Raw genomic sequence first — 25,307 nt, forward strand, 5'->3', positions numbered from 1 at the left:
CGATCAGACTTATTGCATACCCCCCTCGAGTATGCTAAATCTGAGACGAGGATACCCCTGAGGGGTATTGAAATCACGAGGGAGATCACCATGTGCGGAACCTGTTCCACTGACGCCGCCCCCGCTGCCACCGAGGCTGCCAAGGGCACAGAGGACACGCGCGTCTACCAGGTCGAGGGAATGACCTGCGGACACTGCGTGAGTTCGGTCAGTACCGAGGTCGGCAAGGTGGCCGGCGTCACCGGCGTGGCGGTCGACCTCGCCGACGGCACGGTCGCCGTCCAGGGTTCGGGCTTCGACGAGGACGCCATCCGCGCGGCCGTCGACGAGGCCGGATACCAGGTCGCGAGCGTCTGACGGGCCCCTTGCGGTCCCTGGCCCGCCGCGAGGCGGGACCGCGCGATCAGGAGACGCAACCATGGGTTCGAGGGGTGATGGCATGCAGGTGGAGGGATTCACCGCGGACGGGTTCGAGGCGGTGCGCCGGATCTTCCAGGGATTGGTGGATGACGGTCGGGAGACGGGCGCGGGCCTGTCCGTCTGGCGGCAGGGGCGCGAGGTGGTCCGGTTGAGCGGCGGGTGGGCCGACACGGAACGGGAACGCCCTTGGCGGCCGGACACGCTCGTCCAGCCTTACTCGGTGTCCAAACCGTTCGCTGCACTCGCGGCTCTGGTTGCCGTCCGGGACGGCGCGCTGGCCCTCGACGCCCCGATCGCCGACTACTGGAAGGAGTACGGCCACCACGGCAAGGAGCACACCACGCTGCGGCACGTGCTCACCCACCAGGCGGGCCAGCCCCGGTTCCCCGCCCAGGCGGCGGGGATGGACCTGTTGGACGACGCCGGACTGCGCGCGAGCCTGGCCGGGGCACCGCCGGAGTACGTTCCCGGTACGGCGATGGGCGAGCACGCGCTCACCTATGGGCACCTGATCGACGGCGTCCTGCGCGCGGGGGCGCGGACGTCGTTGGGCGAGGTGTTCAACGACGTGGTGCGTCCGGGGTTGGGCCTGGACGCCTGGTTCGGGGTACCCGAACACGCGCTGCACCGCGTCGCCGACCTGGAGTACGCCGATCCGGACTGGCCGGGGCGGCTGCCCTCCGCGCCGTGGCTGGGGACTCCCGCCGGTGCCCTGGACGTGGACCGGGCCAACTCACGCCCCTGGCGGCAGGCGGTCTTCGGTGGGGTCAACCTGCACGCGACCGCGTCCGGGTTGGCGGAGTTCTTCTCCGTCCTCACCGCCCAGGACGGTCCGGTGAGCGCACTGTTGGGCCCCCGCCTGCACGCCGAGTTCATCGCTCCGCAGGTCACCGGCCACGACGAGGTCTTCGGTACCGCTCTGACCTGGACACTGGGGTTTCTGCGCGACCGGGCCAAGATCGCCAAGGGCGGGATCGGCGGTTCGGCCACCTGGTGGTCCATCCGGCACGGCCACGCCTGCGCCTACCTGACACGCCGTTTGGACGACCACTCCCGGGCCGCCGCGATCGCGGCGGTCCTGGGTGATGACCTCACCCCCGTACCGAACGACTGAGGAGGCGCGCACCCGAGGCCCGCCCCACCCGCCTCACCGAAAGCCCCGTCCTGACGGCAGTTCAGGACAGGGTTCGTTCCGGTGGGGGCGCGGCCGGCCACCTGGTATCGGCGCCTGCTCGGTGAGGGCGGGTTCCCACTTCAGGAGTTGGCGGGCCGAACCGACGGCGACAGCGCCCACGAGGCGGCCGTGGCGTTCTCCCGCATGGTCGAGTTCGACCGGCGCCCGAGCCGATCTGCGCAAGCCGCTCGGCGCGGACCGCCTTGGCAGGACACACGGGCGAAGGGCCCGTCGGTGTCACGCACGGCCGCGCACGCGACACCGACGGGCCTTAGTTGTTTCCAGGACCGACTCTCACCAGGAACGGAAAGTGGCCCCGGCGTCGGTGGACCGGGTCACCCTGTAGTCGGCGACCACGACGAGCTGCTCGGCGTCGGCGTGGAGCGCCTGTGCCTCCCCCTCGACCAGGCCGGTCGACTCCCAGGTCTGACCGGCGTCCTCACTGCGGTGGACGCCTCCGTCCACCGCCACACCGAAGATGACCTCTGTTTCCGGAACCCAGTCGACCAACGCCAGTGGCGGTGCCCCCTCGACGGGAGCGAAGGCCGCCCCGCCGTCGGTCGAGCGCATCAGCCCGCTCTGCGTGGTCGCCACGACGGTCCGGCCGTCATCGGCCATGGACAGGGAGAACGGTTCGATGCCGTCGTCGAGCGTCTCCCAGGTGCTTCCGTCCTCGGTTGCCCGGAGGCTGCCGTCGAACCCGACCACGCGCTCGGCGTTCGCGACCAGGGCGTGGAAGTCCGATTCCCCTGCTCTGGACAGGGTTTGCCAGGTCGCCCCGCCGTCGCGGGACTCGATCAGGCCCACCGGGTTCGGCATGTCGACCCCCTCGTGGGGGTGGCCGCTCGCCACGTAGCGTCCCGGTTCGGCGACCGAGAAGCCCATCAGGTCGATGCCCGGGCCGATCCGCTCCGGCACCACCGACGCTTCTCCCGGCCCCTCTGGAGCCGGTAGAACGTAGAGGCCCTCGTGGGAGGCGACCAGGATGTCACCGGTCTCGGGATCGACCCCGACCCCGTGGACGTGTGACACCGTCGTCGGCAGCTCGATGCCCACCACGGCGGATTCCGGGTCCCCGCCCTGTCCCACACCGCCGGAACCGGCCGACGTACACCCGGCCGACGCGACGACCAGGCCCGCGCTCACCACGACGGCGACCGCCAGCCGAGGCCTTTTCTTCGAGTTCACTTTTCCGTACCCATCCCTCACCGGACATCGTGCAACGCGGAACGGGTGCCGGGCGGGCCGCCCGGCACCCTCGGTAAGCCGGTCAGTGCCCGCTGTGTCCGTCGTCCTCGGGGGACGACTCCTCCGCGCCGCCGTCGCCGCCATCGGTTCCGAGCATGTCGTTCATCTGCTCGATCTCGGTCTGCTGCGCGTCGACGATCTCCTGCGCCAGCTCCTGGGCCTCGGGGTTGGCGCCCTCTTCGATCTCGGTCTCGGCCATGGCGATGGCACCTTCGTGGTGCTCGATCATCATCTCCAGGAACATCGTGTCGAAGGCGTCGCCCTCGGCCTGCTCCAGGTCGGCCATCTGGTCCTCGGACATCATGCCGTCCATGCCGTCGTGGTCCATTCCACCCATGTCGTCCATGGGCTCCTCGCCCCACGACTCCAACAGACCGGTCATCTGCTCGATCTCGGGACCCTGGGCCGCCTCGATCTCCGCGGCCAGCCCCCGGACGTCCTCACCGGCCCGGGTCTGGGCCAGCTCCGACATCTCCACGGCCTGCTCGTGGTGCGGGATCATCATCTGCGCGAAGCTGACGTCCGCGTCGTTGAACTCGGTCGCACTCTGCTCGGAAGACTCCGGTGCCCCGGTCGTCGACCCGTCCTCGGCCCCGCCGCAGGCGGCCAGGAACACGGCTGCCGTGACGGCGACGGCCGCCGGGGCGAGGGCACGCTTGTACACGCTCATAGTCGATTCTTCTCTCTCCGTGGTCATTTCGCCGCGCGCGCGAACCAGCGTCGGTGCAGCGGCTGTGGTGCACGTGTCACGACAGACGTCGCTTTCGGACCGGCCGGTCGACATCCGCCGATCGGCCTCCTATATGCGGAACACCTGTAACTGGGTCAGAGAGAGGGCGCCGGGTGGAGGAGAGAGGGCCCGGACGGATCGGCGAAGCAGGCACACCGCGCGCTGCGGCGCCTCGGGCCAACGGTGGAACACCACCGCGGCCACGCCCAGCGGTGTGATCGCGGCAGCCACGATCGCCAGGCACATCAACGTGGGATCCATGGGAGGCGGATCGGTGTCGACGGCGGAGTGGGCCGGCTCCGGTGCCGTGACCATGGCCACCGTCTCATGGCCTCCGCCGTGCTCGTCCTCATGCGGATGGCCGAGCGTGTGCATGGCGCCCACGCCCAGCACCAGCGCCGCCAGGAACAGGATCCGCACCCAGACGAGTCCCACGCGACGGCTCCGCGATGACGTGGACAACGGCATAGCCGCAGGGTAACACCACTGTCTCCGCGGCTTCGGTGATCGAGATCCGCCACGAAGCCGGAGCGAGATACCGAAGACCGCGCCAACGTGTTCCACCCTCTCTCCTCCTATCCCGGTTCGGCCGACACCCGTCAGGGACGCCGGGCGCCGACGAAGTGCTGCGCCCAGTAGTCGGCGAGCCGCACCTCGGAGACGGTCTTACCGCTGCTGGGGGCGTGGACCATCAGGCCGTTTCCGACGTAGAGCCCGTTGTGGCCAAGGTCGGGGAAGAAGAACAGGATGTCGCCGGGCTGGATGTTCTCCCACGAGACCTGGTTGGGCAGGTCGTACTGGGTGTAGGTCGTCCGGGGGATGCTCACCCCGGCGGCTCCCCAGGAGGCCTGCGTCAGTCCGGAGCAGTCATAGCCGTTGGGACCCGTTCCACCCCACAGGTACGGTGTGCCGATCTTGCTGTAAGCGAAGTCGATGGCGGCACGCGCGTTACCCGAGGCCGAACCGGTGTAGGTGGGAGCGTCCCCACCACCCGCGGCCGTCTCACCCGCGTTGACAGGGTTCTCCCCGTCGAACGAGGCCAGGAGCTCCTCCTGCTCGGCGAGGCTGGAGTCCACCTCTTCCTTCTGCTCCTCCAGTTCCTCCAACAGTTCGGCGGCCTCGTCGCGGGCGAGCTCGGCCTCGGCCTTGAGGGCGATCAGGCGCGCGTCGCTCTCTGCGAAGGCCTCCAGCTCTCTCCTGTTCGACTCGGAGAGGTAGGACAGGTCGGCGGACTGCTCGTAGATCTCCTCGGGGTTGTCGACGAACAGCGAGGTCCGCACCGAGTCGGGGTCGTTGGACTGGTAGCTGGCGCTGGCCAGCCGGGCCACCTTCGTCTGGAGCTCCTCGTAGCGCTCCTCCTCCGAGCCGACCTGGCCATCGAGTTCCTCGGCCTTGTACTCAGTGACTTCGAGGGTCTCCTCGGCCTCGTTGTACTCCTGCACAAGGGTGCTCGACTCCTGGAGGAGTTCCTCGATCCGCTCCTCGACCTCCTCACGGGTGGGTTCGGGTTCGGCGTTGGCCACGGCGGAGGGAAGGAGCAGGCTTCCGATGATCGCGAAGACCAGACCGGAGAAGATCCGTTTTCTGGCAGCGCGGCGGTCGTTCTTCATGAAGGCCTCATAGTCAGGTACCGCGCTCACCGAAGCGCGGAAATCAGGGGAAAGCTCGAGATGGGGGCCGACACGGCGGAGCTCTCTGGTGTCGGGGCGGCGCGCGAGTGCTCGGCGCGAGGGCGCCGGAGGCGCGCTGATCAGTCCGGGTCGCCGAACGGTCGGCGAGGGCAGCCGTTCAGAGAGCGGCTGGTCCGGAACCGTTCGGGGCACCGGGAATATCGCACGCACGACAGGCGAACACGCACAAGCGCGTGTTCGGTCGGGTGTGCTGGGTCGGCCGGTCTACACCCGGCGCACGCACAGGGACACGAGTGCCCTGGTGCCGCCGAGCGGAAGGGTGCGGTGGTACCAGGGGGCGCGGTGACCGGCGACCGGGCGCGGCGAAGGCAAGAGGGGGCCGACGATCGCGAAGACGCCGAAGCCCAGCAGCGCGGATGCCGACAGCGACCCCACGCGCTGGTCCGACAGGACGTCCGCGCCGTCATCGCACGCATCATGCTCGTGGCTGTGCACGGTGTCGGAGGAAGCCGTCACGTGCTCAGACGCGTGGCTGGACCCGACCGGGGACGCGACGCCGTCGGCGGCCGATGCCGCGTGGGGGTGGCACAGGGAAATGGTCACAACGCCCAGGGCCAACAGCATGGTGAGGACCGCTCTGATCCAGAGCGGCGTCACTGGCGTCGGCGATGCTGTGGGCACGAGTGACAGGCTACCGAAACTGTCAAGGAACCATGATCAGACCGGAAACCGACAACCCTCTCCCTGTCTCGTACCTGGTTTATTGGAGGCTCTGGCATGTACCGGGTTCGGCAACGCCGGTGGTGCGTCCTCGCGTGCTGATGTTGGGTCACCCCGCTGTGAATGTGTTTTCCCAAGGTCGATAACGCCACCACCAGGACTGTAAAAGTAAGTGACAGACCCCCACCACCGGCAGGACAGGGAGCAGGGCCTTGAGTTGTCTCCTCCGGGGCGCATCCACTGCGGCTTGTGCCCGGCGGGGACCAGCGCACGGCTCGTCGGTTTCGGCTTGTGGATTCGTGGCACTCGGTGGGCACCGGACCGAGGGCCCAGCCGTGGAAAGGTTCTCCGGTGACTCGGTGGTCGGCGTGGTTGAGGGCTTCGGTGATCAACCGTCGCAGGTATGCGTCGGGCAGGGAGTACACGACGTGGCGGCCTTGACAGCGGGGCGTCACCAATCCCGACACGCGGAGTTTGGCCAAGTGCTGGCTGATCGAGATCCTTGATGCCCCGACGGCGTCCACCGGGTCGGCGATATCGGTCTCCTCCCGGGCGAGGAGTCACAGCAGATGGAACCGGGTGGGGTCCGCGAGCATGGCGAACATGCCCGCGGCCACCGCGAGCCGTTCGGGTTCGGGAGACCGGACATGCGCGGCCGCGTCCGCGGATTCCCCTGCCGTGGGTCCATCGCAGTGCTCCTTCGAGGCGCTCGTGCCCGACCGGTCGCCGGTCAGGGGTCGACAGGGTCGCGGTCGTGCCCCGGCCAGCGCCGGTGGAGGTCGTCGATGACGAGTTCGTGCGAGTGCGACCGTGGCCAGACCGGTTCCCACCAGCGTGATCACCTGGGCGACGAACAACCTCCGGTAGTTGCTGAAGCAAAGGAAGAAGGTGACGGGCGGGCCGCGCCCCCACCCGGCCACTGTCGGCCCCGATCCGATCACCGTCGCTGACGCCGTCGGGTCAGAAGCCGTGCTGGCAGCGCTCGCAGGCGCGCACCGATGCCCGCGCACAGTTCGCGGACCTCGGCGATGCGCAGCAGGTATCCCGCCGTGAGGTAGAGGGCCGCGGCGAGCGCGCACCCGGTGAGCGGCCCCAACACGTGTGCTGTGAGCTGGCCGGAGGCGCCGTCGAACCAGACAGTCTGCATCGCCCGGGCGGCGATCGCCCCGGGGACCGCGATCGAGTACAGCAGGAGCAGGGTGACCGTGATGCGCCGGGCGTCCAGACCGCCCAGGCGGCGGCTCAGAATGAGACCTCCCCACAGCAGCCCGCTGGCGTAGGAGAGCATGAACCCGGCGGCGATGCCCATGATCACGTGCCGTGGAGGCAGCAGGAGGTAGACGGGGACCGCGATGAGGGCGTGCACGGTGATGTTGGCGATGGCCAGCAGGGCGGGGGTGCGGGTGTCCCCGGTGGCGTAGAAGACGCGCAGCAGGAGCTGGTAGGAGGTGAAGGGGAGCAGCCCCAGGGCGAACACCGCCAGGACCGAGGCGATCACCCGGGCGTCGGCGGCGGAGGTGCTGCCCCGGGCGAAGACCAGCGTGCACAGGGGCTCGGCGTAGACGACCAGTGCCAGGGACAGCGGGACCAGCAGCACCGAGGAGGTCCGCAGTCCCCGGGAGAAGTCCGCCCGGACCCGCTCCCAGTCGCGGTCGACCACGTGGGCGCTCATCCGCGGTAGGAGCACGGTGATGACCGAGACGGCGATGACCGCGTACGGCAGCTGGAAAAGCTGGTAGGCGTAGTTGTAGGCGGTCAGTCCCGCGCCGACGCCGTCCTCTGTGACCGCCCGGGCACCGGCCCGGTTGGCGAGGTTGGCGGTGAGCAGGAACCCGGCCTGCATGGCGCACACGAGCACGAACATCCACCCGGCCGCCCGCAGGGCCTCCCCCAGGCCCGATCCCTTCAGGTCGAGGCGGGGGCGCCACCGGAACCCCGCCCTCCACAGCGAGTACTGCAGCAGGAGCGCTTGGATGGCGGCACCGGCGGTGGTGCCCGCGCCCAGCAGGGCGATCTGGGCGGCCGTGATGCTTTCCGGGGTGCGGTGCGGTCCGGCGAGCCAGAGGAAGGCGGCACCCACCGCGATGATGACCAGGTTGTTGGCCACCGGGGTCCAGGCCGGGGCGGCGAACCGGTGGCGGGCGTTGAGCATGGCGCTCGTCAGCCCGCTGAGACCGAGGAAGAGGATCTGCGCGAGCAGGTAGCGGCCGAACAGGATCGCCGCCTCGTGCTGTGCGTCGGAGAACCCTCCGGTGTACAGGCCGATGAGGGATTCGGCCGCCAGCACGGCGGCGGCGGTGATCGCGGTGAGGAACAGCAGGGCACCGGTCAGGAGCCGGTTCTCGGTGGCCTGCCCGCCGTCGGCGTCGGTGGCGCGCCTGCGCACGAGGAAGGGGACGATGACGCTGGCCATCAGCCCGCCCAGCAGCAGGTCATAGACGATGAAGGACAGGGTGTTGGCGGTGTTGTAGGAGTCGCCCAGGAGTTGGGTGCCCACCGCCGCGGCGAGTACCAGGGTGCGCGCGAAGCCGGTCAGTCGCGAGGCCGTGGTGCCCAGGGCCATCAGGGCGCTCGAACGCATCAGCCCGCCGCCCGCCTCGGATGTTGGAGGAGAGGTAGCGGTCGCCGCGGGGGATGTACCGGGCGTGCGGTCGTCGGGGTCGCGCGCCCTGTCGGTGCCGGTCCCTTCCAGGGCCATGGTCTTCCGTTCGGTCGATGGATGTCGTGGGAAACGGGTCACAGGTCCAGGGTGAAGGGCACCCAGGGTTTGCCGTCGATGTCGTGTTGGAGGGGGTGCTCCTGCCAGCCCAGACGCTTGTAGAAACCGCAGCCCGCTTCGTTGTCAGGGCCGGTGTACAGCCGTAGCCGCTCCACACCGTGCACGGTCGCGATGCGTGCGAAGCCCTCCACCAGCGCGGCTCCCACACCTGCGCGCCTCACGGTGTCGTCCACGGCGATATGGCTGAGTACACCGGTGCGTACCGGGCGCTCCTTCACAGGTGAGGCGGGAGCGGGCACGGAGGCCCGGCGGATCCCGCGCAGGTAGCGGCGCGCTCGGGTGCGCATGAACCGGGCGGTGAGCTCGGGGCGCACCAGGAGCGCTGTCGCCCCGGCCCGGGCCAGTCCCCAACGGCTGAGGTCGATGGTGTGGCGGTGGTGTGCAACCTCGTCGGTGGACCCCACCAGGAATCCCACGACCACCCCCTCCAGCTCAGCGATGAGGGCGACGGCGGCCGGACTGGTCAGGAAGGTCCGGTAGTAGCGGCCCAGGAAACGGTCGCCCAGTTCGACGAAGAAGCCGGTGGGCAGGTTCGTGCGGTGCAAGCGGACCGCCGTCGGCACGTCGGCGAGCTCCATGGCTCGAAGAGATACCGCGGGCGTCCCCGTGGGCATTGGCGAAGGCATGACCACAAGCTACTACACGTGTAATAGTAAGCTGTGTGCATCGGCTTCCGATCTCGCATCGAGGGGGAGAAAGGCCTGTTCCGGCCACCGTAGGCGCAGGCGGTTGATCTATCACTAGTGTAGTAGATAAGTGGGCGCCCTTTTGTGGAGCACCTGGGGGAAGGGGAGAGTCATGTCCGACCGTGCAACGAGCGTCCTGGTGACCGCGGCCGGGGCGGAGGGCACCCCGGGAAAGATCCTGGCCTTACGCGGGGCGGGCCACCGCGTGGTCGCGGTGGACATCGACCCCCGCGCCCCCGGCTTGTTCCTGGCGGATCGGGCCCACGTGGTGCCGCCCGGCACCAGCCCCTCCTTCATCTCGGCCATCACCCGGATCTGCGAGATCGAGGACATCAAGGCGATTGTGCCGCTGGTCGATGAAGAACTGGTCCCGATCTGGGCGCTGGCCGGGTGGGGCGTGCAGATCCTCCTGCCCCGGGCCGAACTCGTGGCCCTGTGCCTGGACAAACTGGCGCTCATGGAGAAACTGCGTGACGACGGCGTGCCCGTGCCGCGCACCAGGTCCGCCGCCCACGAGGTGGGGGACCTGTCCTTTCCCCTGATCGTCAAACCCCGCTCGGGTCGGGGGAGCCGCGGGATCTCCGTCGTCCGGGACCGCGCCGAACTCGACGCGGTCCTGCGCTCCCACGGTGAGCACGTCGGCGGGTTCATCGTCCAGGAGTACGTCCAGGGGCCCGAGTACTCCGTCTCGGTCGTGGTCTGGCGCGACCGCGTCGTCCAGGCGGTCGTCTCCAAGGAGGTCTATTTCAAGGAGGGTTCCTCCCGCTACGCGGTGACACGGCACGACGCCGCCCTCACCGAGGTCTGCATCAAGACCGCCCACGCGCTGGACGCGGACGGCCCCCTCAACGTGCAGGCCCGCGTGGACTCCTCCGGCACCCCTTACGTGTTCGAGATCAATCCACGGTTCTCGGGCAGCGCCACCCTGACCGTACAGGCGGGGGTAGACGAGATCTGCGGCCTGGTCGCCCAGGCACTGAACGGTGGCACCCCCGTGGTCCGCAACACCTGGCGGGAGGGCGTCGCCATGATCCGGCACGCCACCGAGACCTTTGTCACCGAACCGGATTTCTCCCGGAACTACTGGTCACTCCAACAGAACGGCTGATTCATGACCCCACCTCCCCCACCGGAGCGGAGTGCTCGCCGCGTGCGCCAAAGAACGTTCCTGCCGCCGATCCTCGCCCTGGCGGCCTCGGGCGTCCTCCTGGCGGCCTGTGCGACGAGCACTCCTTCATCACCTTCCCCCGCACAGGAGGAATCGCCCCCTGCCCCCAGCCTGCCCGAGGTGAGTACTTTCGAGGTCGCCGACGACGAACCCGCCCCGGACGTCAAACGCGCGGCCGTCGGGTTCTTGGAGACCACGTTCAACTACGAGGCGGGGCAGGGCACGGCCGAGGCCGCCCGCGGCCGACTCAACCAGGCCGGTATGAGCGCCGAGGCCATCACCGACGGCCTCTTCCCCGGGGTCGAGGACACCGCCGGAGCGGCCCAGATCGTCTATCCGCAGTTGGGAGGTTTGACCGACGACCAGGCGTCCATCATGGCCATCACACGGATCACGACACTGAGCGGGGATTCCCTGGGGTCGGTGACGCGCGTCATCGACGTGCGGCTGACCCGAGACGAACAGGACTGGGAGGTCACCGAGATCGCCTCGATGGGAGGAGACCTGCCTGCGGGGGCCACGGAGACCCCCTGGTCCTCTCCCGAGGCCTCACACTCGCCGGAAGGGGACGGCCCCGCCGACCGGGTGCTCGGCTCTGAGGACATCGACCTGCCCGACAGTTCGCGGTGGGACATCGAAGAGGGAGGTATCGACGAGCGGGTACTGGCACTGCTGCTGGAGCTGTCCGACGAACACACCCTCTCCGTGGCGGTCCTGGCGACCGGGCACCCCGTCAACGTCTTCAACCGCTCATCCGTCAGCAACCACACGCAAGGCCGTGCCGTCGACATCTGGGCCATCGACGGGGTCAGCGTCTCCGACCACCGCCGAGCAGGCCCCGACGGGCCCGCGGGTAGCCTGATGAGGAGCGCGCTGGAACAGGGTGCCACCGAAGTGGGCGGTCCCTGGGCCCTGAGTACCGAACACGGGGACACCTTCACCGACACCGTGCACGAGGACCACCTGCACATCGGTTTCAAACAATGACCGCCTCGGCGGCGCATCGGTGTACCCGCCGCGGTCGGGGATGAACGGGCGATACTGGAACGACGGCGTCGGACACCACAGGTTTCGAGGATGGGCATGTCACGCAAGAGACTGGGGCAACTGGAGGCCGAGGTCCTGGCCGTGCTGGCCGGCGCCGACGGTTTCCTGTCCACCGGAGAGCTCCGGGAGCGGCTCGAAGGGGAACCCGCCTACACCACGGTCAACACCGTGCTGTTCCGGCTCCTGGACAAGAAGATGGTCGAACGCTCCCCCCGTGGCAGGGGATTCGCCTACCGCCTGGTCGTCGACGAGTCCGAACTCGCCGCCGGGCGCATGTTCGACCACCTCAGAGTGGCCAGCAACCCGTCCGACGTGCTCAACCAGTTCGTTCACGGCCTCAACCCCGACGAGGAGAAGTCCCTGCGCGCGCTCTTGGACCGGCACAAGGAGCAGCCATGACCTGGCCGACCTTCGCCCCGGCACTGATCCTGACCGCGCTGAGTCTGCTGTTGGGATGGCGGGCCCTTCCCCTGCACCCGTCCTGGTCCGCCCGCATCCTGGTGATCTCCGGGGTCTCGACCGCGCTGGCCGTGCTGAGCACCGTCCTGCTCGTCGCGGCGGTCTTCATCGCCGGTTTCCTGCCACCCGAGGCGGTCCTGGGCTGGGGCGGCAAGGGGCACCTCCTGCTCGACCACGGACCTGTGCCGGTCCACCTGGGGGCCATGGCCTTGGTCCTGCTCGGTGTCGGCCTGTACGGCACCGTGCGTCTGGGGGTGGGGATGTACAGGGATATCCGGATGGTTCGCGACGCCCCCGGGAGCGTCACCGACCAGGAACGGCCGATCGCCCTGGCGGTCCCCGGATACCGAGGCGGTGTTCTGGTCTCCCGAGGACTGATGCGACTGCTGACCCGCGACCAGCTTCAGGTGGTCTTCCGTCACGAACATGCCCACCTGCGCCACCGCCACCACGTCTATACGACCCTGGGCGCGTTGTCCGCAGCGGTCTTCCCGCCCTTGGGCACGCTCCAGAAATCCCTGCGCCTGGCACTGGAGCGTTGGGCCGACGAAGACGCGGCCCAGGCGACGGGCAGCCGCGAACTGGTGGCTCACACGATCGCTCGTGTGGCGCTGGCCGCTCCCGATCCGCGACCGACGTGGCACCTGGCCCTGGCCGACTCGCACGTCGTGCAGCGGGTTCGGGCACTTCTCGGTGAGGCCCCCTCCGGCAACCCGGTGGCCGGACCGGCTCTGCTGGGGAGCACCGGCGTGGCCTCCAGCGGGATCGCCTCCAGTTGCTTCCAGCTGCACCACTTCGCGGCGCTCCTGCTGCTCTGAGGGAACGGTCCGGCCTCTCTTACGGGGATACCTTCCACGGGCAGCCCGGCCGTGCGGGAACGTCCGCTCGGTTCTTGCGATCGCGAACCACACACTCTCCCGACGAGGTGCCCTTGTTACTCACCTCATGAGGGGATGGGGGCTTCGCTCAGGCGCCGGATGGCCTCCTGCGCCCACTCCTTGGCCCCCGCAGCGGTCCCATCGCTCACGCCGTGGGCGATGGGAAAGAGGAAGCCCTTGATCGTGGCGAGCCCACGGCGCAGCGCCCCGCGGTTCGGTTCGGACTCTGTGGTCTCCCGCAATAGTGCCCGGGCGGACTCCTCGACGTCCCGTTGTTCCTCTTCGGCCAGACCGGAGGCCGAGAGGCCCTCCAGCGTTGAGGCCACCGCCAGGGCGAGTTCCTCGAACCCTTCGGCGATCTGCTGCGTGTTCGTCTGGGCCTGGTTCACCCGGGTGTTCCCCCAGGCCAACTGGGCGCCGTTGACGTCACCGTGGAACACGGGGCCGTGGTGGACCGTAGTGCTCCCACCGAACGTCGGACTGGTCCATCCCCCGCGATTCTCGGTCTCCACCGGGATGCGGATGGGATGCTTGGCGAACTCCTTCTGCAGGTTCTTCGCGTAGCGGGCGACGGCCCGCCGATCGATACCGTCTCTGGCCATGATCTTCTCCGATCACGCGCGGGACCGCGCACCGACCCCGCCCTCGCCCACCCCCGGTGATGGGGTGAACACTAGTTTGATCCTACCCAGAGCATCGCAGATCTAGTAGTAATCGTGTTCTAGGTATCCACATCTTGTGTATTCGGATGGATTCGAGTCCCACTGGAGTGGGGCTGAGCACACCCACGCTCCGATCGGTCAGCGCCGTCGGCGGTCGCCTTGCGGGCACCCTTGCCTTGCCCGACGGCCCGGCAAAACCTTCATATCTTCGTATGAGTGAAGATACGAAGGCTTGTGGTTTTCGGGCCGGACAGCCCCTACGTGGACTTGGCGGCGGAGGTGTTCCGCCTACTGGCCGACCCCACCCGGACCAGGATCATCCTGGCCCTGCGCGAGGCCGAACAGCCGGTCAACGAGCTCGCCGAAGCGGCCGGCAAGTCACCGAATACCGTCTCCCAGCACCTGGCCAAGCTGTGCTGGGGCCGGATCGTAGCCACCCGCCAGGACGGCACCCGCGTCTTCTACCGCCTCCAGGACGAGTACACCCGCGAACTGGTGGCCCAGGAGGTCTTCCAGGCCGAGCACGCCCGCCCACCACCGCGTCGGGGTGGGCCCCGACCCGCGCCGGGACACCGCCCCCGCCTGCCCCTCCCGTACCACCACCGACACTTCCGGGGAGCAAGAGTGACACAGGCCGCGACGCCGCCCGCCGTGCGGAATCGGGTCCTGGCCCGCCCACCGTCGGTGTTCTCCACCGCCCTGAAACTGCCCGAGGTGCGCTGGGCCCTGGCCGCCGCCTCGATCGGCCAGATCTTCGACGGCGCCCCGCTCATCGTCATCTTCACGACCTCCGGCGCCCCATTCGAGCACGACTTCTACCAGCAGGAATCGGTGTCATCGGACGCCGAAAAACGCAGGACACACCAGTTCGGAGAAGGCCGGTGATGACCCACCGGGACCTGTCAACGTCGTCTGGAACTCTTACGCACCGCCCTTGGCTGTTCTCATGAGGAGCAGTGGATTCGTTTTCTGCTCCTCGCGCCGACTCGCGCCGGGCGGGGCCGACGACGGACCGCCCGTTTTGACGAGTCATGTGCAGTTACCCGTGCTGTGCTGGAGGTTCGCTGGTGTCGACTCCGGATTCCGAGCGGCGGCCCCCGAGCAGCGCGGCGATGAAAGCGGAGCCGAACGCGAGGAGCACAGCAGCAACGATGAGCGCGAACGAGAAGCCTTCCGTGGCGGCGAGTGACGGGCCGATCGAGTCAGTAAGGGCATCGCTGCGTTGTACGGCCAGGGTGACCAGCACCGCCAGGCCCACAGCGCCGCCCACCTGTTGGACGGAGCTGAAGACAGCCGAACCCAGACCGGCGTTCTCCTCGGTGGTACCCGTGACCGCGGCGACCGTCAGGGCGGGCAGGCTCAGACCACATCCGAGGCTCGTGACGAGCAGGCCGGGCAACACGCCGGACGCGTAGCTGTCACTCGGTGCCACGCCGGATAGCAGAAGCAGCCCGGCCGAGCTGATCAGGAACGACACGACCAGGGTTCGGCGCATCCCGAACCTGAGTACCGCGCGGGACGACAGCCACAGGCCCACGAGGATTCCGGCGCCGTAGGGCAGGTAGGCGACACCTGCCTCGAGCGGACCGTAGCCGAGCACTGTCTGCAAGTGGATCATCAGCAGGAAGGCCATCGCGTAGAAAGCGGCGGAGAACAGCAGAGTCATGCCGTTGGCGACGGCACGAGGCCGGAAGGCCAGGAACGACAAGGGCACCAACGGCTCGGCCGTACGTGATTCGACCACAAGGAACGCAACCGCCAAGGCGACGGCGAGGAGCAGTGGTCCGACGAAGGCCACGTCACCCCAACCCGACTCCCCGGCCTGGAGAAAACCGTAGACCAGGGACACGACGGCGCCGGTGCCCAGCACCGCACCTGGTACGTCCAGGCGTGTCCGGCGGGTGGCCCGGCTCTCGGCGACCACGCGGGGGAGCAGCACCAGAGCCAGAACGGCCACAGGCAGGTTGATCAGGAAGATCCAACGCCAGGAGGTGAGGTCGGTCAGCACACCGGAGATCACCAGACCCATCGTGGCGCCCAGACCCGCGATGCCTCCCCAGATACCGAGTGCCTTGGCACGCTCCTCGGTACCGGGGAACAGGAGTGTGATCAGTGACAACGCGGCCGGACCGGCCATGGCCGCGCCCGCCCCCTGGGCGAACCGCCCGGCCACGAGTTGCCACGGCTCCTGGGCGAGCCCGCAGGCGAGGCTTGCCGCACCGAACAGTGCCACGCCGCAAAGGAAGACACGTCGGCGGCCCAGCAGGTCGGCCACACGGCCGAACAGCAGTAGCAGTCCGCCGAAGGCGAGGAAGTACGCGTTGACGACCCAGGCCAGGCCAGCGGTGCTGAAGCCGAGATCGTCCCGAACGCTGGGGAGGGCGACACTCACGACGGTGTCGTCCAAGACGAGCATGAACTGCACGAAGCACAGCAGGATCAGCGCCAGTCGACGGCGGCCGACGATCGCGGCACGGGGCGATGCCGATGTCATGACACGGGTCCGTTCGGCGTGGCTGGCAGGCCCGTCCTGGATGAGCGCCGTTGGCGCGGATGATTGATCGACATGCGAAGAAGCTACGCACCGGCTGATTTGGCCACAATCCGCCATGGGGCCACATCATGTCGCGTTGAGGACATAGGTTGGAACGCATGACCGAGGTCGATTTTGGAGCCGTACCACCCGGGGTGGGGGCGATCGTCGTCGGGAGCTTTCCCCTGTCGTCGGGGCAGTGGATACCCCCGCACAGCCACTCGCAGCACCAGTTGGCCTGGACTCGGCACGGGGTGCTCGGCGTCGCCGTCGAAGACACCTACTGGGTCTTGCCGCCCACTCGGGCGTTGTGGTTGCCCGCGGGCATCGTCCACCGGACCGGTGCGACCCGCGACGCGGTGCTGCGCAGTCTCTATCTCGAACCGGACCGGTGCGGTCTGGACTGGACAGAGCCCACGCCGGTGGGCGTCAACGGGCTGCTGGCCCACCTGATCGACTACCTCAGTCGGCAGGACCTTGCCGATGACGTGCGGCTGCGGGCTGAGGCGGTCGTGTTGGATCTTTTGCATCCCTTGCCGTCCATGCCCATCGATGTGCCCCGCCCCGTCGACGGCCGTGTGCGTGCCGTGGCCGACGCGCTGCTCGCCGATCCCGCGGACCCGCGGAGCCTCGAAGCCCACGCACGGGCGGTGGGAGTGAGTCGACGTACCCTGACACGGCTGTTCGTCGCCGACACGGGCATGAGCTTCGATCGCTGGCGCACTCATATGCGGCTGCGGGCCGCTTTACCCCTCCTCGCCGAAGGTCAATCCGTGGCCCGGGTCGCACGCGCCACGGGGTACGCGACAGCGAGCGCGTTTCTGGCGGCGTTCCGCCGAACTGTCGGCACCTCGCCGAGGCGCTACCTCAACGGCGACGCCGTGTTCGAGGCGTCTGATACGAGCCGTTAGTGGCCGTTGAGGTGCCGACGCCGCCCTGGCCATGGTGGAGCGGCTGTGCGAGATCCGCCAGCAGGTTTTCACCGATATCACTGCCGCACCCGGCCGAGACGCGGCCCGCGGGCTGACTCCCGGAACCCCCGACTTCCCGGCCGCGGAGGCTGAGGGGCACCGCCTCATCTTCGAGGGCCGCCTGGCGGAGCGGTCCTGTGAGGCGATCGGGTGGCTGATGGCCTTTGTCTGCGAGGCCGCGATCGAGCAGGGCGTGCGCGTCCCCGTGGTGGCCACGGTCCGACTGAGCCCGCGTTCCGGCGGGTGAGCGGGCGGCCTGACACGATCCCGCGAGCAAACCCGGGTCGACGGAACGGGCTCCACACCTTTCGGCCCCGTGTACCGCTGCTGTACCAGGGCGGACCATTCCGGTTCAGGGGTGCTCCACCGTGGACCAGGGCCGAACCACGATCCGAGAACACGTGCCATCCCATGCCCGCCTTATCCGCGCAGTAGACGAAGCTCTCAGAGCAGTGGCCGGGGAGATAGGGGCGAAGTCTTCGGCGGATGAGGATTCGGTCTTGCGCTGGGGCGCCCGGTCCCGACGTGGGTCGGCCACAAGTGGAGTGCGCCCGCACGAGCCGCCAGGGCCGACCATCTGAACCCCAGGGGGAACCGGGTATCTCGCACCGAAGTACCGAGCTTGGGTCGCCGCGTCGGGGCGAACTCCTTCGGCACCACATTTTCCGCTGTCCTCGTTCGAGGACGTTCGAGGTTCGTCCTCGAACGAGGACACACGGAGACCGCCATCGCACAAGGACAGTGCACCAGGGAAACAGCGGACCCTTGTGAGCGGCGTTGTGTCGACCATCGTCGACGACCTGAGCGGCTCCGCGCACGCTTGTTGGTTTCCTACTTGGTTGACACAATCAGCATCATGTCCGAGACGACATACAGCATCGGTGAAGGGCCTGCGACCCGGGTCAGCCTGTCCCTGCCCGAGGGGACCGCGGAGGCGATCCGGTCCCGAGTCGGCAAACGGGAGTTCTCCGCGTTCATCGCCGCGGCCGTCGAACGGGAACTGCGGGGACAGGTGCTGGACGAGTACCTGGCCGACTACGAGAGCCGCAAGGGGCCGGTGTCCGAGCAGGCGAGGCTGCGGGCGCGGCAGGTCTTCGACGAGGTGTTCGCCGAGGAGGACCAGTGGCCCGCCGTCGGCTGAGCCACGAAGGGACGCTGGTCCTGGACAGCGAAGGGCTCTCCAGGCTGCTCGCCGATGACGAGGCCGTGGTGGCCTTGGTCGCGGAGGCGCGCTCACGCGGCATGGAGGTGGTGTTCTGCGCGCTCACCATCATCGAGACCGTGCACGCCCGCACGAACGAGGCCCGACCGAACCGGGTGCTGTCCGGTTTGCGCACTGTCCCTGTGGGCGACGAGGAAGCGAAGGCCGTTTCGGCGCTGTTGATGAGGGCCGGGCTGCACGGCCGCAAGTACGCCGTCGACGCGGCCGTGGCCGAGACCGCGCTCCGGCAGCACCGGCCCGTGGTCATGCTGGCCTCCGACATCGACGACATGGCCAAGCTCTGCGGGGACCGGGTCCGCCTCGTCCCCGTGTGAACCGCCTCCCCCGATGGGAGAGCAGGTGCGGATGAGGGTCATTCGCGCGAAATCCCCGCTCTGGCCATCGAAGAGATTCTGTGGGTTCCGTGCGAGACGGGTGTCGTGGTGGAGGAAGAACACCCTGAGATGGTCCGTGCCCACCGTCTGACAGCGATCATGGGACCCGAACCGGCTCCTAGGGCATGAGAGGCGGGATGCTCGCAGGGGCCTTGGAAGCGGTCTCGGAGACGGGTTCCGACAGCGTGGCGAATACGTGGCGAAGGGTGGCTCCGAGGGGGCCGATACGGAGCCGCTGACCTGGGCTTATACATAGGATGGTAGGACCACTACGGATCAGAAGGTTGGGGGTTCGAATCCTCCCGAGTGCGCCACCATGAGACAGTGGCATTACGGCCTCGAAGCGCGGAAACGCGGTTCGGGGCCGTTCTGTGTGCGGGACGGTCGGGACCGGTGGGGCCGAGGGGCCGCGCCGGTCCCGGCACCGTCAGGGTCCGGTGGGCCGGGCTACCACCACGGGTGGTCCGTCCTCAGCGCGGTGACGCGGGACGCACGGGCGTCCTCGGCCAGCAGGTAGCCGTCGTGCCGGGCCTCGTGCACGGCCCGGTTCACCCACCGCAGGTATCCGCCGCGCCGCGGGTACAGCTCCGCGAGGGTCTCCTCGGAGAAGGGCACGTGGGCGCCCATCAGCACACAGAACGGGTCGCCGGTGTTCGTCCCCTGGTTGAGCGCCGTGGCGACCTCGTGCTCGGACAGGCGGATCCCGCCGAGCCGGTTGCCGTGCTCGTCGCGGCTCGGGGTCGTGGCGTCCGCCCACTCCAGCCGCGGAGCGGCCGGGGGCGCCGTGCCGTCCTCGACCCAGTCGACCAGGTGGTCGTAGGCCGAGTTCAGCACGTGGTGGAACGGGATCCGGCTCAGCGGCGGGCGGTCGCACCGCTGCGGTTCGGTGCCCGGGTTGTCACGGGCGATCAGCGGGGCGAAGGTCAGGTACTCGTGGGCGCCGACATGCGCGGTCCCGGCGACCTCCCACCGGCGGTAGAACTCCGAGTCCGGTTCGAGGCTCTCGGAGCGCAGTCGCACGTCGGTCTCCGCCATGAGCCGCATGACCGGCGTGGTGCCCTGGGCGAGCCTGCCGGGGGCGCCGTGGATCATGAAGCCGTCGACGGCCCCGTGGGCGGGGTGGACCGCGTTGTGGTAGCCGATGAGGTACCTGGCCGACTGGGAGTGTCCGGTGGCGATGACCGTGTCGACGTCGAAGCCGGGCAGCGGGTCGACGCCCTCCGGCGAGCGCAGGGTCCGCGCGGTCTGGGAGTAGATGTCGAACGCTGGAGCGTCGACGAGCCCGGGGTCGCCGACGCTCAGGTCGCCGTAGCGCCGGGGGTCCCACGCGCGGAGCGCGTCGACCCCGACCCGCTGGACGGAGAGGCCGACCCAGACGTGCCCCTCCCGCATGAAGTAGTCGTTGGACAGGAACCAGTCGATCTCGATGTCCTGGCCGAAACTCACGTTGTTCCACTCCAGGAACGCGGTGCCGCTGGAGTCACGGGCGTCCTCGGGGCGGCGGACCACCATCCGTGTGGTGTAGGGGGATACGCCGGTCACCTCGCCGGTGGCGGGGTCGTAGTGCTCGGCGGTGCCCTCCAGGAGGAACTCCTCCTCGACGTAGCCGTACGCGTCGAGGTCGACCTCGACGGGCTCGCCCGCCTCGATCGGGGGCGCCTGGGGTCCGTCGGCGGACATGAACGGGTAGGAGTCGTCGGTGACGGGGACCGGGCCGGACACCGTCGCGGCGGGTCCCCCGGCGGGCTCGTCGGCGGGTTCGGACCGGGCGGGCTGGGCGAGGAGCAGGGTCGAGGCGACGGCCATCCCGGTCGCGGCCGCGCCGATGCGCAGGGGGGTGCGAGAACTCATCCGTGTGACGACCTCCGAGTAGCCCGATGATGCCGGAAAGGCTAGGACCGGCCCCCCGGCCGGACAAGGAGTGTTGGACGCCGTCCACCGCCGCCGGGCGAGAACGAGTGGATCCACCGATGGGCGCGGGCCCGCCGGAGGCCGGGAACCAGCGGGCGGGGCGGACGCGATAGGCCGTGTATGAGCACCGAAACCGCGCCCGTGCAGGACCCCGCCCCCGAGCAGGCGATCCCCCTTTGGGCCCTGCTCCTCCTGTCCGGGATGGGCGGCCTGATCATCGGCCTCGCCACCATGGTCGCCCAGGGTCTGCTGCCCGACGCCGTGGCGTGGCTCGGCAACTCCGCCGCGGTCTGGTCGGCCGCCGCGTTCGCCGCGGGGGCGGCCGGCGCCGCCGCCCGCCCGTGGGCGTGCGCCGTGGCCGGGCTGCTCACCCAGTGGGGAGCGGTGATCGGCTACTACGGATCCGCCTCGCTGCTGTGGCTGGGCGCCCAGGAGCTTCACGCGCCGCTGGTGTGGATGGCCTGCGGCGCGCTGTCCGGGCCGGTGTTCGGGCTGGCCGGGGCCGTGTGGCGGAACCGGGGCGGCTGGTGGCGGGCGGCCGCGGTGGGGCTGCTCGGCGCGGTCCTGGCCGCCGAGGGCGTCTTCAAGCTCGTGAACTGGGAGCACTTCACGCACATGCTCGGGACGGCCTGGTCCCAGGCGCTGCTGGGCCTGGCCGTCCCCCTGCTGCTGGGCGGGCGCGGGTGGGCGGACCGGGCGCGGGCGCTGGCGGTGTTCGCCGTCCTGGTCCCGCTCGGGCTCGGGTTCTTCATGCTGGTCGACCTCGCGCTCATGGCCTGACACCCGCCCCCGCCCCGGCTACGCCGAGGCCTCGGCCACCGACGCCTCCCAGACGGCGAGCGCCGCGTCGACCTGCTCGCCGTCGACGATGAGCGGCGGGATCATCCGCACCACGTTCCCCGCCGGACCGCAGGTCAGCAGCAGCAGCCCGTTGCGGACGGCGGCCTGCTGGGCGCGCAGCGCCGCGGCGCCGTCGGGGCGGCCGTCGGTGGTGAACTCGCTGGCCAGCATCAGCCCCCGGCCGCGCACGTCGCCGATCAGCGGCGAGGCCGCCGCCACCTTCTCCAGGCCCTGGCGGAGCCGCTCGCCCATGCGTGCGGCGTTGTCCACCAGCCCCTCCTCCTCGATCACGTCGAGGGTGGCCAGCGCGGCGGCGCACGAGACGGCGTTGCCGCCGTAGGTCCCGCCCTGGGAGCCGGGCCAGGCCTTGGCCATGACCGCCTCGGGCGCGGCGATCGCCGACAGCGGGAACCCGCTTGCCAGGCCCTTGGCGGTGATGACGATGTCGGGGACGATCCCGGAGGGCTCGTGCCCCCAGAACGTCCCGGTGCGCCCGAACCCCGTCTGCACCTCGTCGACGACCAGCAGGAACCCGTGCGCGTCCGCGCGCTCGCGCAGTCCCTGGAGGAAGGCGTCGGGGGCGGGGATGTACCCGCCCTCGCCCAGGACCGGTTCGATGAACACCGCGGCGATGTCCTGCGGCGAGGTCACCGTGATGAGCAGCTCGTCGAACTCCCGCAGGGCGTACGCGACCGCGTCCGCCTCCGACATCCCCAGCCGGTAGGCGTAGGGGAAGGGGGCGACGACCACGCCGGGCACCAGCGGCCCGATGCCCGCGCGGATCTTGGTCCCGGAGGTCGTGAGCGACGCCGCGCCCATGGTCCGGCCGTGGAACGACCCCTGGAACACGACCGCGTTCTGGCGCCCGGTGGCCTGCCGGGCCAGCCGCAGCGCCGCCTCCACGGCCTCGCTCCCGGAGTTGACGTAGAACAGCCGGTCGATCCCGGCGGGCAGCACCCCGCCCAGGCGCTCGGTGAGCTTCAGCAGCGGGCGGTGCAGCAGGGTCGTGTACTGGCCGTGGACGAGTGTGGCCACCTGCTCCTGCGCGGCGGCCACCACCCGGGGGTGGCAGTGGCCGGTGCTCGTGACACCGATGCCGGCGGTGAAGTCGAGATAGCGGCGGCCGTCCTCGTCGTAGATGTGGGCGCCCTCGCCTCGTGCCGCGACCACCGGGGTGGCCTGCTTGAGGACAGGGGAGAGCTCCGCCATGCGATGCCTCGTTTCGTTGTCGCGCGGTTCCGTAGGATTGTCGACAATCGACACGGCTATGGAAACATCCGGCCGCGGCGGTGTCCAGGGGGCGCACGCCGGGCAGGTCTGACCCCAACGGCACCGGGCCGGCGCACGGCCGCGGGGCCCGCACGATGGAGAACCGGGAGCTGTGAACATGTCGGATCGGGAAGCACGGGTCGTCGCACAGGTGGAGAAGCGCCTGTTCATCGGGGGGCACTGGCGCGACGCCGCGTCCGGGGCGGCCTTCGAGGTGGAGGACCCCTCCACCCGGGAGGTGCTCTGCACCGTCGCGGACGCGGGCAAGGAGGACGCGCTGGCCGCGCTGGAGGCCGCGCACCGGGCCCAGCCGTCGTGGGCGCGCACGGCGCCGCGCGAACGCGGGGAGATCCTGCGCCGCGCCTACGAGCTGCTCATGGAGCGCCAGGAGGACCTGGCCGTCCTCATGACCCTGGAGATGGGCAAGCCCCTGGCCGAGGCGCGCGGCGAGATCGCCTACGCCGCCGAGTTCCTGCGCTGGTTCTCGGAGGAGGCGGTGCGCATCGAGGGCGGGTTCGCCACCTCGCCCGACGGCAAGTCCCGGTTCCTGATCATGCGCCAGGCGGTCGGGCCGTGCATGCTCATCACCCCGTGGAACTTCCCGATGGCCATGGGCACCCGCAAGATCGGCCCGGCCGTCGCCGCGGGCTGCACCATGGTCCTCAAGCCCGCCCACCAGACGCCGCTGTCCGCGCTGGCCCTGGCGGGGATCCTCGCCGAGGCGGGGCTGCCCGAGGGCGTGCTGAGCGTCATCCCCACCACCGACCCGGGGGCGGTCACCGAGCCGCTGCTCAGCGACGGCCGCATCCGCAAGCTGTCGTTCACCGGCTCCACCGCCGTGGGCCGGCGCCTGCTGGAGCAGAGCGCGGGCCAGGTGCTGCGCACCTCCATGGAGCTGGGCGGCAACGCGCCCTTCCTGGTGTTCGACGACGCCGACCTGGACGCGGCGGTGGACGGCGCGATGCTCGCCAAGATGCGCAACATCGGCGAGGCGTGCACGGCGGCCAACCGCATCTACGCCCAGGCGGGGATCGCCGAGGAGTTCTCCCGGAGGCTGAGCGAGCGCATGGGCGCCCTGCGCCTGGGGCGCGGCCTGGACGACGGGGTGGACGTGGGCCCGCTCATCGACGACAAGGCCCGCCAGAAGGTGCAGCACCTGGTGGACGACGCCGTCGAACGCGGCGCCACCGTCCTGGTGGGCGGCGGTCCGGGCGACGGTCCGGGCCACTTCTACCGGCCGACGGTGCTGGCGAACGTGCCGTTCGCCAGCGAGCTGTCCACCACGGAGATCTTCGGTCCGGTCGCCCCGGTGCTCACCTTCGAGACCGAGGAGGAGGCGCTGCACGCCGCCAACGACACCGAGTTCGGCCTGGTCAGTTACCTCTACACCCGCGACCTCAACCGGGCGCTGCGGGTGAGCGAGGCCCTGGAGACCGGCATGGTCGGCCTCAACCAGGGCGTGGTCTCCAACCCGGCCGCCCCGTTCGGCGGCGTCAAGCACTCCGGCCTGGGCCGCGAGGGCGGCCGCGTCGGCATCGACGAGTTCCTCGACACCAAGTACGTGGGGATCGGCGGCCTCTGAGCGCGCGGGGGATCTTCGCCCGTGAAGAGTTGTACGACTTCTTGTGCAATTCATCCATGAGCGCGAAGATCCCCACCGTCCTCGGAGTCGCCGAGGCCCGCACCCGCCTGCCGGAACTCCTCGCCGAGCTGTCCGCGGACCCCGGGCACGGACCGATCGTGGTCGGCGCCTACCGCAGACCGCAGGGCGTGCTCATCTCACCGGCCGAGTACGAGCGCCTCACGGCCCTCGACGCCGCCGACCGCCTGCGCCGCGCGGAGGAGTCCGGCGGCGCCGACCGTTCCTAGGGGGCGGGCGGGGCGCCGTTGTTGATGCGGGCGACGGTGTCGGTCATGTGGGTCTCGATGAGGTGCAGCAGCCGCTCCTCGGCGCCGTCGGCGATGGCGTCGAGGATGCGCCGGTGCTCCTCCAGCAGCTCGGCGGGCTCGGGGTAGACCTCCTGCATCACGGTGAGGCACATCCGGGTCTCCACCAGCAGGGTCTGCGCCATCCGCTCCAGGCGGCCGTTGCCGGAACAGCTCACCAGGGTCCGGTGGAACTCCTGGTCGGCGTCGCTCATGGCGCGCCGGTCGCCGGTGGCGGCGGCATCGGCCAGGCGCTGCACCACCGGGGTGAGCCGGGCGACGGCCTCGCCCCGGTTGCCGCGCATGATCAGCTCGCAGGCGGTGCGCTCCACGGCCAGCCGCGCCACGTAGATGTCGCGCACGTCGTCCGGGGTCAGCTCGCGCACGAACAGCCCGCGGTGGCGCTCGCTGCGCAGCAGGCCCTCCTGGACGAGCCGCTGCATGGCCTCGCGCAGGGGGCCGCGGCTCACCCCCAGCCTCCCGGCCAGGTCGGCCTCGCCGAGCTGGTCCCCCGGGGCGAGCGAGCCGTACATGATCGCCGAGCGCAGCTGCTCGGCGATGAGTTCGGCGGTGGACCTGCGGGGGACGGGGGTGAGTTGACCGTGGGCGGGCATGTTCCGCCTCCTTTTCGATGTTCTCGCCGACCTCCGGGCACGCGG

The 25,307-nt window shown here is 69.8% G+C and carries 26 protein-coding genes; 14 read left to right on the forward strand and 12 right to left on the reverse strand.

What is annotated here, in order from left to right; translation table 11 throughout:
• Positions 1-90: 90 nt before the first annotated feature.
• The gene (locus ABZ249_RS16410; RefSeq protein WP_355263081.1) at positions 91-357 is read left to right on the forward strand and encodes a cation transporter; all 267 of its coding nucleotides are present in this window, start codon (positions 91-93) and stop codon (positions 355-357) included.
• A gap of 82 nt (positions 358-439) precedes the next feature.
• Entirely contained in the window at positions 440-1,534 is a 1,095-nt protein-coding gene (locus tag ABZ249_RS16415; protein WP_355263084.1) for a serine hydrolase domain-containing protein, read from the forward strand.
• Between the two features lie 354 nt (positions 1,535-1,888).
• Here ABZ249_RS16415 and ABZ249_RS16420 read toward each other — a convergent pair whose 3' ends face one another.
• From ABZ249_RS16420 to ABZ249_RS16450, 7 genes are all read right to left on the reverse strand, one after another.
• Positions 1,889-2,782, reverse strand: a complete 894-nt coding sequence (locus ABZ249_RS16420) for a F510_1955 family glycosylhydrolase (RefSeq protein WP_355263087.1) — start codon at positions 2,780-2,782, stop codon at positions 1,889-1,891.
• Positions 2,783-2,864: 82 nt separating this feature from the next.
• Positions 2,865-3,512 (reverse strand): DUF305 domain-containing protein, encoded by a 648-nt coding sequence (locus ABZ249_RS16425; protein ID WP_355263090.1) that lies wholly within the window; start codon positions 3,510-3,512, stop codon positions 2,865-2,867.
• A 129-nt stretch (positions 3,513-3,641) separates the two neighbouring features.
• Positions 3,642-4,007 (reverse strand): hypothetical protein, encoded by a 366-nt coding sequence (locus tag ABZ249_RS16430; protein ID WP_355263093.1) that lies wholly within the window; start codon positions 4,005-4,007, stop codon positions 3,642-3,644.
• Positions 4,008-4,171: 164 nt separating this feature from the next.
• Entirely contained in the window at positions 4,172-5,182 is a 1,011-nt protein-coding gene (locus tag ABZ249_RS16435; RefSeq protein ID WP_355263096.1) for an NlpC/P60 family protein, read from the reverse strand.
• A gap of 285 nt (positions 5,183-5,467) precedes the next feature.
• On the reverse strand, positions 5,468-5,884 hold the full coding sequence (locus tag ABZ249_RS16440) for a hypothetical protein (RefSeq protein ID WP_355263099.1): 417 nt from the start codon (positions 5,882-5,884) through the stop codon (positions 5,468-5,470).
• Positions 5,885-6,860: 976 nt separating this feature from the next.
• On the reverse strand, positions 6,861-8,621 hold the full coding sequence (gene murJ, locus ABZ249_RS16445; RefSeq protein ID WP_355263102.1) for a murein biosynthesis integral membrane protein MurJ: 1,761 nt from the start codon (positions 8,619-8,621) through the stop codon (positions 6,861-6,863).
• 38 nt (positions 8,622-8,659) lie between these two features.
• Complete coding sequence (locus ABZ249_RS16450) at positions 8,660-9,280, reverse strand: GNAT family N-acetyltransferase (RefSeq protein WP_355263105.1); 621 nt, start codon at positions 9,278-9,280, stop codon at positions 8,660-8,662.
• A gap of 220 nt (positions 9,281-9,500) precedes the next feature.
• Here ABZ249_RS16450 and ABZ249_RS16455 point away from each other — a divergent pair, with 220 nt between their 5' ends.
• The 4 genes from ABZ249_RS16455 (at position 9,501) to ABZ249_RS16470 (ending at position 12,880) form a co-directional block, all read left to right on the forward strand.
• The gene (locus ABZ249_RS16455) at positions 9,501-10,496 is read left to right on the forward strand and encodes an ATP-grasp domain-containing protein (RefSeq protein ID WP_355263108.1); all 996 of its coding nucleotides are present in this window, start codon (positions 9,501-9,503) and stop codon (positions 10,494-10,496) included.
• 180 nt (positions 10,497-10,676) lie between these two features.
• A complete protein-coding gene (locus ABZ249_RS16460; protein ID WP_355263111.1) occupies positions 10,677-11,543 on the forward strand; it encodes a hypothetical protein in 867 nt (288 codons plus the stop codon).
• A gap of 96 nt (positions 11,544-11,639) precedes the next feature.
• Positions 11,640-12,002 (forward strand): BlaI/MecI/CopY family transcriptional regulator, encoded by a 363-nt coding sequence (locus ABZ249_RS16465; protein WP_355263114.1) that lies wholly within the window; start codon positions 11,640-11,642, stop codon positions 12,000-12,002.
• Positions 11,999-12,880: a M56 family metallopeptidase gene (locus ABZ249_RS16470; RefSeq protein ID WP_355263117.1), complete on the forward strand. Its 882-nt coding sequence runs from the start codon at positions 11,999-12,001 to the stop codon at positions 12,878-12,880. The genes ABZ249_RS16465 and ABZ249_RS16470 overlap by 4 nt, the downstream gene beginning before the upstream one ends.
• 125 nt (positions 12,881-13,005) lie before the next feature.
• On the opposite strand, the gene ABZ249_RS16475 is transcribed toward ABZ249_RS16470, so the two are convergent.
• Positions 13,006-13,542, reverse strand: a complete 537-nt coding sequence (locus ABZ249_RS16475; protein WP_355263120.1) for a hypothetical protein — start codon at positions 13,540-13,542, stop codon at positions 13,006-13,008.
• Between the two features lie 321 nt (positions 13,543-13,863).
• Between ABZ249_RS16475 and ABZ249_RS16480 the strand changes: the two genes are divergently transcribed.
• On the forward strand, positions 13,864-14,487 hold the full coding sequence (locus tag ABZ249_RS16480) for a metalloregulator ArsR/SmtB family transcription factor (RefSeq protein ID WP_355263123.1): 624 nt from the start codon (positions 13,864-13,866) through the stop codon (positions 14,485-14,487).
• A gap of 154 nt (positions 14,488-14,641) precedes the next feature.
• Here the strand turns inward: ABZ249_RS16480 and ABZ249_RS16485 are convergent, their stop codons facing one another.
• Positions 14,642-16,096 (reverse strand): MFS transporter, encoded by a 1,455-nt coding sequence (locus tag ABZ249_RS16485; RefSeq protein WP_355263126.1) that lies wholly within the window; start codon positions 16,094-16,096, stop codon positions 14,642-14,644.
• Positions 16,097-16,254: 158 nt separating this feature from the next.
• Between ABZ249_RS16485 and ABZ249_RS16490 the strand changes: the two genes are divergently transcribed.
• From ABZ249_RS16490 to ABZ249_RS16505, 4 genes are all read left to right on the forward strand, one after another.
• A complete protein-coding gene (locus tag ABZ249_RS16490) occupies positions 16,255-17,046 on the forward strand; it encodes a helix-turn-helix transcriptional regulator (RefSeq protein ID WP_355263130.1) in 792 nt (263 codons plus the stop codon).
• Positions 17,047-17,077: 31 nt separating this feature from the next.
• A complete protein-coding gene (locus ABZ249_RS16495) occupies positions 17,078-17,353 on the forward strand; it encodes a hypothetical protein (RefSeq protein WP_355263133.1) in 276 nt (91 codons plus the stop codon).
• Positions 17,354-17,962: 609 nt separating this feature from the next.
• Positions 17,963-18,247 (forward strand): hypothetical protein, encoded by a 285-nt coding sequence (locus ABZ249_RS16500; protein ID WP_355263136.1) that lies wholly within the window; start codon positions 17,963-17,965, stop codon positions 18,245-18,247.
• Positions 18,229-18,642: a DNA-binding protein gene (locus ABZ249_RS16505; RefSeq protein ID WP_355263138.1), complete on the forward strand. Its 414-nt coding sequence runs from the start codon at positions 18,229-18,231 to the stop codon at positions 18,640-18,642. Before ABZ249_RS16500 ends, ABZ249_RS16505 begins: the two co-directional genes overlap by 19 nt.
• A 507-nt stretch (positions 18,643-19,149) precedes the next feature.
• Here the strand turns inward: ABZ249_RS16505 and ABZ249_RS16510 are convergent.
• Complete coding sequence (locus tag ABZ249_RS16510) at positions 19,150-20,553, reverse strand: alpha/beta hydrolase domain-containing protein (RefSeq protein WP_355263141.1); 1,404 nt, start codon at positions 20,551-20,553, stop codon at positions 19,150-19,152.
• Positions 20,554-20,733: 180 nt separating this feature from the next.
• Here ABZ249_RS16510 and ABZ249_RS16515 point away from each other — a divergent pair, with 180 nt between their 5' ends.
• Positions 20,734-21,393 carry a DUF6518 family protein gene (locus ABZ249_RS16515; protein WP_355263144.1) on the forward strand — a complete coding sequence of 220 codons (660 nt, stop codon included), beginning with the start codon at positions 20,734-20,736 and terminating at the stop codon, positions 21,391-21,393.
• Between the two features lie 18 nt (positions 21,394-21,411).
• On the opposite strand, the gene ABZ249_RS16520 is transcribed toward ABZ249_RS16515, so the two are convergent.
• Positions 21,412-22,662 carry an aspartate aminotransferase family protein gene (locus ABZ249_RS16520; protein ID WP_355263147.1) on the reverse strand — a complete coding sequence of 417 codons (1,251 nt, stop codon included), beginning with the start codon at positions 22,660-22,662 and terminating at the stop codon, positions 21,412-21,414.
• A gap of 178 nt (positions 22,663-22,840) precedes the next feature.
• Here ABZ249_RS16520 and ABZ249_RS16525 point away from each other — a divergent pair, with 178 nt between their 5' ends.
• On the forward strand, positions 22,841-24,304 hold the full coding sequence (locus ABZ249_RS16525; RefSeq protein ID WP_355263150.1) for an NAD-dependent succinate-semialdehyde dehydrogenase: 1,464 nt from the start codon (positions 22,841-22,843) through the stop codon (positions 24,302-24,304).
• 56 nt (positions 24,305-24,360) lie between these two features.
• On the forward strand, positions 24,361-24,591 hold the full coding sequence (locus tag ABZ249_RS16530; RefSeq protein ID WP_355263153.1) for a hypothetical protein: 231 nt from the start codon (positions 24,361-24,363) through the stop codon (positions 24,589-24,591).
• Here the strand turns inward: ABZ249_RS16530 and ABZ249_RS16535 are convergent.
• On the reverse strand, positions 24,588-25,262 hold the full coding sequence (locus tag ABZ249_RS16535) for a GntR family transcriptional regulator (protein ID WP_355263156.1): 675 nt from the start codon (positions 25,260-25,262) through the stop codon (positions 24,588-24,590). The genes ABZ249_RS16530 and ABZ249_RS16535 overlap by 4 nt on opposite strands.
• Between the last annotated feature and the right edge of the window lie 45 nt (positions 25,263-25,307).

The organism is Nocardiopsis sp. NPDC006139 (assembly GCF_040614155.1).
GTDB classification, from domain to species: Bacteria; Actinomycetota; Actinomycetes; order Streptosporangiales; family Streptosporangiaceae; genus Nocardiopsis; species Nocardiopsis changdeensis.

Coding starts and splice junctions, on each gene's coding strand:
- ABZ249_RS16410 (WP_355263081.1), top strand. CDS start 91: ATGTGCGGAACCTGTTCCACTGACGCCGCCCCCGCTGCCACCGAGGCT.
- ABZ249_RS16415 (WP_355263084.1), top strand. CDS start 440: ATGCAGGTGGAGGGATTCACCGCGGACGGGTTCGAGGCGGTGCGCCGG.
- ABZ249_RS16425 (WP_355263090.1), bottom strand. CDS start 3,512: ATGAGCGTGTACAAGCGTGCCCTCGCCCCGGCGGCCGTCGCCGTCACG.
- ABZ249_RS16435 (WP_355263096.1), bottom strand. CDS start 5,182: ATGAAGAACGACCGCCGCGCTGCCAGAAAACGGATCTTCTCCGGTCTG.
- murJ (WP_355263102.1), bottom strand. CDS start 8,621: ATGGCCCTGGAAGGGACCGGCACCGACAGGGCGCGCGACCCCGACGAC.
- ABZ249_RS16450 (WP_355263105.1), bottom strand. CDS start 9,280: ATGGAGCTCGCCGACGTGCCGACGGCGGTCCGCTTGCACCGCACGAAC.
- ABZ249_RS16455 (WP_355263108.1), top strand. CDS start 9,501: ATGTCCGACCGTGCAACGAGCGTCCTGGTGACCGCGGCCGGGGCGGAG.
- ABZ249_RS16465 (WP_355263114.1), top strand. CDS start 11,640: ATGTCACGCAAGAGACTGGGGCAACTGGAGGCCGAGGTCCTGGCCGTG.
- ABZ249_RS16470 (WP_355263117.1), top strand. CDS start 11,999: ATGACCTGGCCGACCTTCGCCCCGGCACTGATCCTGACCGCGCTGAGT.
- ABZ249_RS16475 (WP_355263120.1), bottom strand. CDS start 13,542: ATGGCCAGAGACGGTATCGATCGGCGGGCCGTCGCCCGCTACGCGAAG.
- ABZ249_RS16485 (WP_355263126.1), bottom strand. CDS start 16,096: ATGACATCGGCATCGCCCCGTGCCGCGATCGTCGGCCGCCGTCGACTG.
- ABZ249_RS16490 (WP_355263130.1), top strand. CDS start 16,255: ATGACCGAGGTCGATTTTGGAGCCGTACCACCCGGGGTGGGGGCGATC.
- ABZ249_RS16495 (WP_355263133.1), top strand. CDS start 17,078: ATGGTGGAGCGGCTGTGCGAGATCCGCCAGCAGGTTTTCACCGATATC.
- ABZ249_RS16500 (WP_355263136.1), top strand. CDS start 17,963: ATGTCCGAGACGACATACAGCATCGGTGAAGGGCCTGCGACCCGGGTC.
- ABZ249_RS16510 (WP_355263141.1), bottom strand. CDS start 20,553: ATGAGTTCTCGCACCCCCCTGCGCATCGGCGCGGCCGCGACCGGGATG.
- ABZ249_RS16515 (WP_355263144.1), top strand. CDS start 20,734: ATGAGCACCGAAACCGCGCCCGTGCAGGACCCCGCCCCCGAGCAGGCG.
- ABZ249_RS16520 (WP_355263147.1), bottom strand. CDS start 22,662: ATGGCGGAGCTCTCCCCTGTCCTCAAGCAGGCCACCCCGGTGGTCGCG.
- ABZ249_RS16525 (WP_355263150.1), top strand. CDS start 22,841: ATGTCGGATCGGGAAGCACGGGTCGTCGCACAGGTGGAGAAGCGCCTG.
- ABZ249_RS16530 (WP_355263153.1), top strand. CDS start 24,361: ATGAGCGCGAAGATCCCCACCGTCCTCGGAGTCGCCGAGGCCCGCACC.
- ABZ249_RS16535 (WP_355263156.1), bottom strand. CDS start 25,262: ATGCCCGCCCACGGTCAACTCACCCCCGTCCCCCGCAGGTCCACCGCC.